The following is a 12,687-nucleotide window of genomic DNA, read 5'->3' on the forward strand; positions in this document are numbered from 1 at the left end:
GAAAAAATCAAAATAGGGTAGGAAGTTATTTGAGATTTTAATAGTTTGTTGTAATAAATTGTATCTAATAGTCAAACGGATTCTTAAAGAATTGAAGCATAGATAGGTAAAAAACAAACTTTCCGCTGTACTGTATACAAACAAAACAGAAGTCTTAAAAAAGACTTCTATTTTGTGACATATAATGAATGATAAGGTGGTTAACAAATCAAGATAATGTGACTGAGCGGTAAAAATCTATTTATAGCTGTTTCAGAATTTTTTATAACAAGGTTACTTATGAAAAATGGGACTCTGTTAGGCTAACAAAAATTAAGAAATTCTACTCATTAAAACTTAAACTAACTACAGTTGCGATAGATTGGGCTGCATGTTCCCAGCTTCCATCTATCACTTTTCCAATCTGTTGACCAAGTGCATTTAAATCATTTGGATTAACTGGAATCCCATTATACGCAGCAAGAATTGATAAAAGTGGAGCAGCAAATGGTGTCCAACCACCTCTATCAATATTAAATACAGGCTTATCTATTACCTTTCCATCTTGCACTGTAAACTCATAATAAAATTGATCATCTGGACGAAAACTTAAATGATGAGAAATTTGTCCCTTAACATATGTTTTACCGCCACCTAAATTTACTACTTCAATTGGTTTTACATTAAATTCATGCTCAAATACTTTAATTTTTTTAACTTCTGGACCATTTAAGGCAGCTTTAACTGCTGTTTCCAAATTATTTTGTGCAAATGGTTGAATACTCATCTGTGTCTCTTCTTGTTGGATAGGAGCCTCTTTTTCAGCAGCAAACACCGATGTACTTGGTAGTGCACCTGTAGCCAATGTAGCTGCAAGTGCTGTCGTCATCATGATTTTTCTTTTCATCTTCATAGTTTTCTTCCTCCCTTAAAGTTATGATATATAATTTTTTAAAGACTGACATGGGGCAATATTTTATTTCATAATGCACGCAAAAAAATAGTTTAAGAATTATGTGAAATTATGTCAGAAAATTAAAGATAATTATATATGCACTTACAATGATAGCTATCTACACATGTTTTTTCAATTTTCTAACAAATAATACAGTAATACCTTTTCATAAGGCAATTTAGTGTTTCAATTCTCTCTTTGTACGTTTTAAACAAATTAAAATCGTAGTGGTAATAATATATTTGTAATCAAATGTCGTATATACTTCGAGAAAAGTACACAATATTTTTATAAAAAACTATAGGAATTATCATGATATAGTTATCAAACTAAGTAAGATAAATGTTAATCTTATGAAGAGATTCCAGTGATCTGCTATAAAATTACTGAAAAATGAGCATGACATCATACACGCATGCGATTGAAAAATTTTATAAGTGGCGTATAAAACTATAACAAATACTACAAATCAATTAAAAAATTTCAGTTATTCTGAATGCGAAGGGCACGTAATATTTATTGTGAACTGTAGTACTGATTAAGATTTTAGGAGGAAGTATGAACAAGAAGATTAAAAGAATCATATTAATTATTGGTATATTAGTAGGCATTAGTATCTTTTTATATTTACAAAACAATTTAATAAGTATAACTGAGGTTAAAATAACCTCTAGTAAAATTCCCTCTTCTTTTAAAGGTTTTAAAATTCTACAAATTTCAGATTTACACAATAAAAAATTTGGCGACAATCAAGAAACTTTAATTCAAAAAGTAAAAAGCATAAATCCAGATATTATTGCTATTACGGGTGATTTAATAGACAGTAAATCGTACGATGCAGAAATGAGTATGCAAGTAATACGAGAACTTGTGAAGGAATATCCGGTATATTTTGTGACAGGAAATCATGAAAAATGGTCAGGAAAATATAACAGTTTAGAAAAAAAATTAAAGAAACAGCATGTCACTGTTTTAAGAAATGAACATGTAATAATACAAAAGGGAGGACACGAAATAAACTTGTTAGGAATTGATGATCCGGAATTTAATACTGGAGATATTGATGAAGGAAGTATTGTAAAAGATGCAATTGTAAAAGCAAAAATTGAAACGAAGCCAGATAGGTATAATGTATTATTATCCCATAGGCCTGAATTTCTAGAAGAGTATGCTGAGGAGAAAGTAGATTTAGTGTTATCGGGTCATGCACATGGGGGGCAAGTTCGGTTACCTTTTATCGGGGGATTAGTTGCTCCTAATCAAGGAATACTGCCCAAATATACAGCGGGTTTATATGAACAACAAAATACGTCTATGATGGTTAGTAGAGGATTAGGCAATAGTATCATTCCGCAAAGAGTTTTTAATAGACCTGAGATTGTAGTCGTGCAGTTAAATTAATCTGTACGGCTTTTTTGTTCAGGAGAATAATTTAAAGGTAGTTTTTCTTGAGTACAAGTTTCCATTACAATTTTGTTAAAATTTTTCAACGTTACATAAAGTAACAAATTTTGACCTATTGAGTTTGTTATAGTTTAAATAATCAAAAAACTTAAAAATTAGTCGAGTTAAAATAGTTATTATTAAGCAATATTAAAAATATAAAGGGGTGTACAAATGCATAAAGAATTTGAAATTGAAGAATATACGGCGATTGAGGAGCAAATTCATTATTATAGTACGTCTTTATTAGTAAGTCATCCTGAGCAAATTGTAAAGTATTTAGAAAAACGGTTGGAAAAGTATGCAGAAACGTTACAATATGCACATTTATATCCGGAAACGGTTATATTACCAATACAGCAAATAGTTATCGAATATTCTTTAGATGTTGCTAGAATTAGAAGGTATTTAAATTTAAAAACATAACAAAAATCGAATAATTTACAATGAAACAGAGTCGACTTTAAGAAAAGATATTCTAATGTCGACTCTGTTTCATTGATTTAGTAAATAACAGAAAAAATATATGTTTGAAAAGTTTGACATATAATAATTCGAGAGTAAAATAAAAGTGAGTACTCACTCATTTTAAAGAAAAGGGGGATTTTTAGTGCAGCAACCTTCAATTATTTTACGAGATGTATCAAAAAGTTTTGGGAAAAAAGAAGTTTTGCATAACCTTTCGCTGCAAGTAGAAAAAGCAGAAATTTTTGGCTTGGTTGGACCTTCCGGATCAGGGAAAACAACACTCATTAAAATGATTGCAGGTATTAATGAGTCAACTACAGGGGATGTAATTGTTTTTAATACAAACATGCCTAATCTAAATGAAATGAAAAGAATTGGTTATATGGCTCAGGCTGATGCATTATACGAAGAACTATCGGCATATGAAAATGCAGATTTTATTGCAACGATGTATGGGTTAAAAGGTAAGCGTAAGAAAGAGAGAATCGTAGAAGTTTTTGAACTTGTGCAATTATCAGAGCATATGAAAAAGCAAGTACAGCATTTTTCAGGTGGAATGAAAAAACGTTTATCATTGGCGATAGCACTCCTTCATGAACCAGAAATATTAATTTTAGATGAGCCAACAGTTGGGATAGATCCTCTACTTCGAAAATCGATTTGGGAGAAGTTTTATGACCTCAAAAAGAAAGGAACAACTATTATTGTAACAACGCACATTATGGATGAAGCTGAGTTTTGCGAACGTCTAGGGCTAATTAGAGAAGGGAATTTAGTTGCGATTGGCACACCGGAGGAATTGAAAAAACAAACATCTTCTGGACGAATTGAAGATGTCTTTATGTTAGAAGGAGTGATTGAATCATGAGAGTTAATGGTGTAGTCATCCGTATCATTCGTCAATTTTTTCGAGATAAGCGTTCTTTAGCAATGATGTTTGGGGCACCAATGTTATTACTTTGGTTATTGTCGCTAGTATTTACACAAAAAGACTATATACCGCATATTGCTGTAGTCGATGTACCTGCTCCTATAGTAAAAGTAATGAAAAATCAAGAAGCATCAATTTATGAATATAGTAAAGACAAAGCAATTTCGGAATTAGAAAAGCAAAAGGTAGATGCAGTAATTCATTTAGAAAATGGAAAAATGAATCTTCTATTAGAAGGCAGTGATTCATCAAAAAACCGTGCGGTACTTCAAGTATTGCAAAAGAGTACAGAGAAGAATGATGTATCAATGATGAAGCCTGAAGTGGATTATTTACATGGCTCTAAAGACATTACGATGTTCGATGGGCTTGGTCCCGTATTGATTGGTTTCTTTACATTTTTCTTTGTATTTATATTGTCCGGAGTATCTTTTGTAAGAGAACGTTTAAGTGGTACATTAGAGAGGTTATTGTCCACTCCAGTGAGAAGATGGGAAATAGTTGTAGGATATATTATTGGTTTTGGAATCTTTGCGTTTATACAATCAATTATAATCGTGAATTTTTCAGTTTATATTTTAGATTTGTATGTAGCTGGTTCCATATGGCTAACGCTACTTATTACATGCATGCTTTCTTTAACGGCATTAACTTTAGGGACGTTTTTATCAGCATACGCAAATAATGAATTTCAAATGATCCAGTTCATACCGCTTGTCATTGTGCCACAAATTTTCTTTTCTGGGTTGTTTCCAATTGAATCTATGAATAAGTGGCTACAAATGTTAGGGAAATTATTTCCGCTCACATATGGAGCTGACGCAATGAGACAAGTGATGATTCGAAATCAAGGATTTACAGAGATTACATTAGATCTTACTGTATTACTACTTTTTTCTCTATTATTTGCAATAGGGAATGTATTTGCATTAAAGAAACATCGGAAAATATAATGATGATACGAAGGGGCATTGTAGATGAAGAAGGATTGGCTGGATGAATTAATTGCCGCAACTAATACGGATAAACGAAATGAACGTCAAATGCGTATTTTAGAGGCAGCTGTTGATATGTTTGGAGAAAAAGGATATGCATCAACTTCTACAAGTGAAATTGCAAAGCGTGCTGGTGTAGCGGAAGGAACAATCTTCCGCTACTATAAAACGAAAAAAGATTTATTGTTAGCAGTCGTCATGCCGACATTAACAAAGTTTGCTGCGCCATTTTTCGTACAAGCCTTCGCAAAGGAAATATTTAAATCGGAGTATGAATCATATGAAGGGCTTCTAAGAGTTGTTATTCATAATAGATTTGAATTTGCAAAAAAGCATTTTCCAATGATAAAAATATTAATTCAAGAAGTGCCATTTCAGCCAGAATTGAAAAATGAAATACAACATTTAGTAGAAACAGAGTTACTTTCACATTTTAAAAAGTTAATTGTAAAGTTTCAAGAGGAAGGGGAGATTATTGAAATACCGCCATCTTCTGTATTACGACTTACTTTATCAGCTGTATTAGGATTACTATTAACACGTTTTTTATTATTGCCTGAAGAAAAATGGGATGATGAATTGGAAATTGAAAATACGATTCAATTTATATTGTACGGATTAACGCCACGAATCTAACTATAACAACATTTTAGGGGTTTGATTTTTTGTATTTAAATAAATGTAATTTAATAGGTTTAATCATAAGTAAAAATATGTTGATGTGTGAATTACATATACTATTTTTAAGCAAATAATAAATCGCCTTTAAAAAGGCGATTTATATTCATTATACAATTTTGATAAATAAGTACTTGTTTACTAAAAATATTCTGAATTAGCGTGTTTCTTTGTCTCTTCTTCTAAGACCTAATAATCCTGCTAGACCTAATAAACCCAGCCAAGCCCAATTATTATTTTTATCCCGATTATCATTTAAATCATTTGTCGTATTTACATTTCGAGTTCTCACATCATTATTAACTCGTGTTGAAATATCAGTATTATTAACTCGATTCATGTTATTTCCATCATATTCAGCATGAGCAGTTGTTCCTAAAAACATAATAGCTAGTGCTAATACACTTAAAATAGATGATAATTTCTTCTTCATGGTTTCCCCTTCTTTCTTATGTATTAATTTCTCCGTTACTTTTGTACATTATTCGTATCACAGTATTTAAATCATAAAGTTAAAGTTATTAGAACTATCTTTAATTTCCATTATTAAAAGGACAGGTAAATACAACGAAGCGGTTAACAAAAGTTAACCGCTTATGCCATGTTATGCTTGATCAGATTGAAGAACATGTAAAGGGGGAGGAATAATCCAGCCCTTTTTCTTATTTAACCGTAGTAAATTAGCCCCTGCTTGTGCCTTTTTCATATGGAATTGTCCAAACATCATTCCTACGTCTTCTCGAAGTGATTGTCCCATCGCTTGGCTACATGCTACTAGTCCAGCAGCAAGATCCATAGAAACTTTAGCTGCAATTTCTGCGTCATTAATACGAGCACCAGGAGGGATTGTTTCAATAGATGCAACTGGACGTTCTGGAGGTGCTGGTGGTAATGCCACACCGTTTGATTTTAACAAGTTTTTTAGTTCTTCAACTTCTGATTGGATATCATTTTCTATAAGATTTTCTAAAAAATTTTTTAAGTCCTCGTCTCCAGTATGATTGACAAGAACTTGGTAACCAGCAATTGCACCTTGTGCCCCTGCAAGATAACTCCAAATTGCAAAGACTTCTCCGTAATGCATTGGTTCATTTTGGGGATTACCACTTAATACTCCCATTTTAATATGCCTCCTTAAACTGAATGGATTTTTTGAAATATTTTTTATCAAAGAAAAAATATTTCTGAAAATGTTCCGTAATAAAGAAAGTAGGTTTCTAAAATTCATTTGGAACACCCTAACTACAAGTAATACTTTCTCAGTCTATAATGTACAAATATAAAGAATATATTCCAAATAACTTGGGATTAAAATTCGTATTAAGACTTATTTTAATTTAAATGTAAAGAGGAGAGGAAAGACTCTGTAAATATGCTAGTAAAGATGGATTGTGTTTAGACAAAAAAGTGTTAACAAGTTTGTACAAGAACTTGTTAATACATATACGAAATAGATTTGAATTGCAGTTGATATAGCATTAAATTTATAGTTATTATAAAAATAATCAATATAAACAGACTTTGCTTAAGATACTAATATCAGTACAATTTAGATTGTATGGATTGATACCATGGAGGTAATGAAATGCGGCAATTTGCAAAACCAACAATTGTTGTAAGTAAATGTTTAGAATTTGATGCCTGTCGTTATAATGCAGAGGTGATACCAGATGTAACAATACGAAATTTGCAGCCATTTGTTACATTTATACCTGTATGTCCTGAAGTAGAAATTGGTTTAGGGACTCCTCGTGAAACGATACGTATTGTAGAAAAAAATGGTGTGAATAGGCTTGTACAACCGTCAATACGAGAAGATGTAACTGAAAAAATGAATGAATTTTCAAATGCATTTTTACAAACATTACCTGAAGTTGACGGTTTTATTTTGAAGAATCGTTCGCCAAGTTGCGGAACTCGTGATGTGAAAATCTATTCTGGTTTTGAAAAAGGGCCAGTAAAAGGAAAAGGAACTGGATTATTTGGCGGAGCAGTAATAAAAAAATTTTCGCATCTTCCAATTGAAGAAGAAGGTAGATTGTCGAATTTTATTATTAGAGAGCATTTCTTTACAAGATTGTTTACAATCGCGCATTACAAAATGATTAAACATACTAAAAACATAAAAGAACTCGTAGCGTTTCAATCAGATTATAAGTATTTATTTATGGCATATAATCAGGTGAAACAAAAAGAATTAGGGCGTATTATTGCAAATCAAAAAAATGAAACAATTGAAGTTGTATTTGACAATTATGAGAAGACTTTATATGAATTATTCATGCGTACGCCCCGCTATACATCGAATGTAAATGTATGTGAGCACATTTTCGGATATTTTAAAACAAAGCTAAAAAAACAAGAAAAAGCTCATTTTTTAGAGCTGTTACAGAAGTATTCTGAAAAGAAAATCCCACTTAGTAGTTTACTTGTAATTTTAAAAACATGGGCCATTCGATTTGATGAAAAGTATTTATTAAGACAAACATATTTCGAACCATACCCTGAAGGGTTAGTAGAAATTTCTGATTCGGGAAAAGGTAGAGATTATTAAACAATAAATTACATAATTCGACACAAAACCTCCTATGTTGTTGTAGAACAATGTAGGAATTTTTTTGTGCATTGGTACAGAATCTGTTTTAAAATTAAGTTATGACAGAATTATAGCAATTGTCTAACTAATATTCGTGTCTTTTAAGAAGTAATGTTTGTAGTAGAAACTCGCACGCTGTCGAAACTCAATATTCGATAAGGGGTGTGTAGCGGAATGGAATTTACTCTAACTCGCGAAAAACAAATGATTAAAGAAATGGTACGTGATTTTGCTGAAAAGGAAATCGCACCGAAAGCTGTATATTATGACAAAACTGCGGAATTTCCATATGAAACATTTCAAAAAATGGGCGAACTAGGATTATTAGGTATCCCATTCCCGGAAGAGTATGGAGGTTCAGGTGGCGATACGTTATCGTACGCGTTAGCTGTTGAAGAGATTGGTCGTGCTTGTGGTGGAACAGGTTTAAGCTATGCTGCAACAATTTCATTAGGTGCTTCTCCAATTTATTATTTCGGTACAGAAGAACAAAAACAGAAATTTTTAGTTCCAATGGCGTCAGGTAAAACGTTAGGTGCTTTCGGATTAACGGAGCCAAATGCTGGATCTGATGCAGGGGGCACACAAACGAAAGCAATTTTAGATGGCGATGAATATGTTATTAGTGGTGAAAAGTGCTGGATTACAAACGCAGAGTATGCAAATACAATTATTGTAACCGCTATCAACGGTTTTGAAGACAATGGTAAAAAACGTATTTCTGCATTTATCGTACCGACTACTAGTGAAGGATTAACGATTTCAAGCCCTTACGATAAGATGGGTGTTCGTGCTTCTAATACTTGTGAAATCGTACTTGATGGTGTACGTGTACCGAAAGAAAATATTCTTGGTGATGTAAATAAAGGATTTAAACAATTCTTATATACGCTTGATGGAGGACGTATTTCAATTGCAGCATTAGCAGTAGGTATTGCACAATCTGCATTTGAGCGTGCATTGCAATATGCGAAAGAACGTCAACAATTTGGAAAACCGATTTCTAATTTCCAAGCGATTCAATTTAAATTGGCTGATATGGCGACTGAAGTAGAATTAGCGCGTAATTTAGTACATAAAGCAGCTTGGTTAAAAGATAACGATAAACCTTTCGGTAAAGAAGCGGCTATGGCAAAGTTGTTTGCATCTGAAGCTGCAAGTCGTATAGCAAATCATGCAGTACAAATTCATGGTGGATATGGCTATATGCGTGAATATGAAGTTGAACGATATATTCGTGATGCAAAACTTTTAGAAATTGGTGAAGGAACTTCTGAAATTCAACGTCTCGTAATTGCAAGACATTTAGGATGTAGATAAAAAGGAGGGGTCACTATGTTTCAAAAAATATTAATTGCTAATCGCGGGGAAATCGCAGTTCGCATTATGAAAACTTGTCAAAAACTTGGCATTCGTACCGTTGCTATTTATTCTGAGGCTGATGAAAATGCCCTTCATGTAAAATTGGCAAATGAAGCTTACTTAGTAGGCGGTCCACGTGTCCAAGAAAGCTATTTAAACCTTGAAAAAATTATTGAAATAGCTAAGAAGACAAATGCTGAAGCAATCCATCCGGGGTACGGATTATTATCAGAGAATCCATCTTTTCCGATTCGCTGTAAAGAAGAAGGAATCGTATTTATCGGTCCTTCAGAAGAAATCATTACTAAGATGGGAAGTAAAATTGAGTCACGTATAGCGATGCAAGCAGCAGATGTGCCAGTAGTTCCAGGCATTACTACAAATATTGAAACTGCTGAAGAAGCAATTGAAATTGCGAAACAAATTGGTTATCCATTAATGCTTAAGGCATCCGCGGGCGGCGGAGGCATTGGAATGCAGTTGATGGAAACTGAGCAAACGCTCACCAAAGCATTTGAAAGTAATAAAACAAGAGCGCAAAATTTCTTTGGTAACGGAGAAATGTATTTAGAGCGCTATATAGCAGATGCACATCATATTGAAATTCAGCTTTTAGCAGATACACATGGTAATACAGTGTATTTATGGGAACGCGAATGTTCAGTGCAGCGCCGAAATCAAAAAGTAATTGAAGAAGCACCTTCACCATTTTTAGATGAGGGTACACGAAAGGCTATGGGAGAAGTTGCTGTACAAGCTGCTAAAGCACTTGGTTATACAAATGCAGGTACAGTTGAGTTTCTTGTAGATGATCAAAAGAACTTTTATTTCTTAGAAATGAATACGAGATTACAAGTAGAACATCCAGTTACAGAAGAAATTACTGGGTTAGACTTAGTTGAACAACAATTCCTTATCGCATATGGTGAGAAGCTATCATTTACACAGGATGATGTAAAACGTAGTGGTCATGCCATTGAGGCTCGTATTTATGCAGAAGATCCGAAAACATTCTTCCCATCACCTGGGAAAATTACAGATTTAACGTTACCGACAAATATACGTATTGATCACTTTTTGGAGAATCAAGTAACGATTACACCTTTCTATGATCCAATGATTGCGAAAGTAATCGCACATGGTGAAACTCGTGAAGAAGCGATTTCAAAATTAAAAATTGCTCTAGAAGAGTTAAAAATTGAAGGTATTAAAACAAATACACCGATGCTACTGCAAGTGCTCGGAGACGATGTGTTCAAAAGTGGTATTTATACAACGGGTTTCGTAACGAAACAACTTGTTAAAAAATAAGATTTATGAATATTAAGGGGGAAAAAATGATGACGAAAGTATATGCATCGATGGCAGGAAATGTTTGGAAGATAGTTGTAGTAGTAGGAGATACAGTAGAGGAAGAGCAGGATGTCGTCATTTTGGAATCTATGAAAATGGAAATTCCAATCGTTTCAGAAGAAGCCGGAACTGTTATGAAAATTAACGTACAAGAAGGCGATTTTGTAAATGAAGGAGATGTATTACTAGAAATTGAATAGGGAGATATAGGGGGAAGCGAATTGAAACTACCTAATTTTGCTGTCATTAAAGAAGTCGGGCCACGTGATGGCTTACAGAATGAAAAAAAGATTGTTGGCACAAAAGATAAAGTAAAATGGATTCAACTACTTACAGAAGCGGGATTGTCGTACGTTGAAGTTTCCTCATTCGTTCACCCTAAATGGGTTCCTGCATTAGCAGATGCCAGTGATGTATTTTCTGAGCTAAAAAGGGATCCAAATGTTACATATGCAGCGCTTGTTCCAAATCAAAATGGTTTGGAACGAGCTTTTTTGCAAAATGTAGATGAGGTGAATGTTTTTTTATCAGCAAGTGAATCTCACAATAAAAGTAATATTAATAAATCTATTAAAGAAGCATTAGCTGTAATTGAAGATATAACAAAACAGGCAATGTTCGAAGGGAAAAAGGTAAGGGGCTATGTTTCTACTGTATTTGGATGTCCTTATGAAGGCGATATAAGTGCCACAGCAGTTGACGAAATATGTAATCAACTATTTTCATACGGCATTTATGAAGTTTCTCTCGGTGACACGATTGGTGTAGCGAATCCATTACAAGTAGAACAAGTATTAGAACATCTATTAAAGAAGTATGATGCTTCGCAGTTTGCAATGCATTTTCATAATACGTATGGAATGGCTCTGGCGAATGTAGTTAAGTCTTTAGAATATGGTATTACAACGTTTGATAGTTCTTGTGGTGGACTCGGAGGATGTCCTTATGCACCAGGAGCATCGGGTAATGTTGCTACTGATGACTTAGTGCATATGCTCCATAAGCTGGGAGTCCAAACTAATATTGATGAAGAAAAGTTATTGAGAGCTAGTCAGTTTATTCAAAGTAAGTTAAATATCGAATTACCGAGTCATGTGTATAGAGCGCTTCAACATAAAACGATAAGTAGGTGAGAAGATGCTACAATTACAAAACATTTCAGTTGACTATGTTACACCGCACGTTGTAAAGATTTCGTTAAATCGTGAAAGACAAGCAAACTCATTATCTTTGGCATTATTAGAAGAATTACAAACTATATTAACTCAAATAAACGAAGAATCAAATACGCGCGTTGTTATTTTAACAGGGGATGGCGAAAAAGCATTTTGCGCTGGTGCTGATCTAAAAGAGCGTGCCAACATGAGTGAAGAACAAGTTCGCCATGCTGTGGGTATGATTCGTTCTACTATGGAGATGGTGGAACAATTACCACAACCAGTTATTGCTGCTATTAATGGAATCGCACTTGGTGGAGGTACTGAATTAAGCTTAGCTTGTGATTTTAGAATTGCTTCTGACACTGCAAGTCTAGGTCTTACTGAAACTTCTCTTGCAATTATACCTGGAGCAGGTGGTACTCAGCGTTTACCGAGATTAATTGGAGTCGGTAGAGCGAAAGAATTAATTTATACAGGAAGACGTATTTCGGCGCAAGAAGCGAAAGAATATGGTTTAGTAGAATTCGTAGTACCAGCTGATTTACTAGAAGAGAAAGCAATTGAAATTGCAGATCGAATTGCTAAAAATGGTCCAATTGCTGTTCGATTAGCAAAAGAAGCAATTTCAAATGGTATTCAAGTAGATTTACATACCGGATTACAAATGGAAAAACAGGCGTATGAGGGCGTAATCCATACGAAAGATAGATTAGAAGGATTACAGGCATTCAAGGAAAAACGCAAACCAATGTATAAGGGGGAGTAAA

At 33.6% G+C, this 12,687-nt stretch carries 14 protein-coding genes; 11 read left to right on the plus strand and 3 right to left on the minus strand.

Annotated features, from left to right (window positions below; all coding sequences use genetic code 11):
- Positions 1 to 322: 322 nt before the first annotated feature.
- Complete coding sequence (locus MKY70_RS13105) at positions 323 to 892, minus strand: hypothetical protein (protein ID WP_002016999.1); 570 nt, start codon at positions 890 to 892, stop codon at positions 323 to 325.
- 600 nt (positions 893 to 1,492) lie between these two features.
- Here MKY70_RS13105 and MKY70_RS13110 point away from each other — a divergent pair.
- The 5 genes from MKY70_RS13110 (at position 1,493) to MKY70_RS13130 (ending at position 5,407) form a co-directional block, all read left to right on the plus strand.
- Positions 1,493 to 2,335, plus strand: a complete 843-nt coding sequence (locus tag MKY70_RS13110; protein WP_341024537.1) for a metallophosphoesterase — start codon at positions 1,493 to 1,495, stop codon at positions 2,333 to 2,335.
- 216 nt (positions 2,336 to 2,551) lie between these two features.
- On the plus strand, positions 2,552 to 2,803 hold the full coding sequence (locus MKY70_RS13115) for a hypothetical protein (RefSeq protein WP_002017002.1): 252 nt from the start codon (positions 2,552 to 2,554) through the stop codon (positions 2,801 to 2,803).
- 184 nt (positions 2,804 to 2,987) lie between these two features.
- Complete coding sequence (locus MKY70_RS13120) at positions 2,988 to 3,713, plus strand: ABC transporter ATP-binding protein (protein ID WP_002032219.1); 726 nt, start codon at positions 2,988 to 2,990, stop codon at positions 3,711 to 3,713.
- Positions 3,710 to 4,729 carry an ABC transporter permease gene (locus MKY70_RS13125; RefSeq protein ID WP_341024540.1) on the plus strand — a complete coding sequence of 340 codons (1,020 nt, stop codon included), beginning with the start codon at positions 3,710 to 3,712 and terminating at the stop codon, positions 4,727 to 4,729. The genes MKY70_RS13120 and MKY70_RS13125 overlap by 4 nt, the downstream gene beginning before the upstream one ends.
- Positions 4,730 to 4,753: 24 nt before the next feature.
- Positions 4,754 to 5,407 carry a TetR/AcrR family transcriptional regulator gene (locus MKY70_RS13130; RefSeq protein WP_088034827.1) on the plus strand — a complete coding sequence of 218 codons (654 nt, stop codon included), beginning with the start codon at positions 4,754 to 4,756 and terminating at the stop codon, positions 5,405 to 5,407.
- A 199-nt stretch (positions 5,408 to 5,606) separates the two neighbouring features.
- On the opposite strand, the gene MKY70_RS13135 is transcribed toward MKY70_RS13130, so the two are convergent.
- Entirely contained in the window at positions 5,607 to 5,882 is a 276-nt protein-coding gene (locus MKY70_RS13135; RefSeq protein ID WP_341024543.1) for a WGxxGxxG family protein, read from the minus strand.
- Between the two features lie 171 nt (positions 5,883 to 6,053).
- The gene (locus MKY70_RS13140; protein ID WP_341024546.1) at positions 6,054 to 6,569 is read right to left on the minus strand and encodes a DUF3231 family protein; all 516 of its coding nucleotides are present in this window, start codon (positions 6,567 to 6,569) and stop codon (positions 6,054 to 6,056) included.
- A 465-nt stretch (positions 6,570 to 7,034) separates the two neighbouring features.
- Here MKY70_RS13140 and MKY70_RS13145 point away from each other — a divergent pair, with 465 nt between their 5' ends.
- From MKY70_RS13145 to MKY70_RS13170, 6 genes are all read left to right on the plus strand, one after another.
- Positions 7,035 to 8,003, plus strand: a complete 969-nt coding sequence (locus MKY70_RS13145) for a YbgA family protein (RefSeq protein ID WP_341024548.1) — start codon at positions 7,035 to 7,037, stop codon at positions 8,001 to 8,003.
- A gap of 216 nt (positions 8,004 to 8,219) precedes the next feature.
- Positions 8,220 to 9,365: an acyl-CoA dehydrogenase gene (locus MKY70_RS13150; protein WP_002032227.1), complete on the plus strand. Its 1,146-nt coding sequence runs from the start codon at positions 8,220 to 8,222 to the stop codon at positions 9,363 to 9,365.
- Positions 9,366 to 9,380: 15 nt separating this feature from the next.
- Complete coding sequence (locus MKY70_RS13155; RefSeq protein ID WP_341024549.1) at positions 9,381 to 10,718, plus strand: acetyl-CoA carboxylase biotin carboxylase subunit; 1,338 nt, start codon at positions 9,381 to 9,383, stop codon at positions 10,716 to 10,718.
- Positions 10,719 to 10,744: 26 nt separating this feature from the next.
- Positions 10,745 to 10,960: an acetyl-CoA carboxylase biotin carboxyl carrier protein subunit gene (locus MKY70_RS13160; RefSeq protein ID WP_088034831.1), complete on the plus strand. Its 216-nt coding sequence runs from the start codon at positions 10,745 to 10,747 to the stop codon at positions 10,958 to 10,960.
- A gap of 21 nt (positions 10,961 to 10,981) precedes the next feature.
- Entirely contained in the window at positions 10,982 to 11,893 is a 912-nt protein-coding gene (gene mvaB, locus MKY70_RS13165) for a hydroxymethylglutaryl-CoA lyase (RefSeq protein ID WP_341024552.1), read from the plus strand.
- Positions 11,894 to 11,897: 4 nt separating this feature from the next.
- Positions 11,898 to 12,686 carry an enoyl-CoA hydratase gene (locus MKY70_RS13170; protein WP_002017012.1) on the plus strand — a complete coding sequence of 263 codons (789 nt, stop codon included), beginning with the start codon at positions 11,898 to 11,900 and terminating at the stop codon, positions 12,684 to 12,686.
- Position 12,687 lies beyond the last annotated feature (1 nt).

Origin of the sequence: Bacillus sp. FSL R9-9492 (genome assembly GCF_038007365.1) — a bacterium.
Classification (GTDB): domain Bacteria; phylum Bacillota; class Bacilli; order Bacillales; family Bacillaceae_G; genus Bacillus_A; species Bacillus_A mycoides.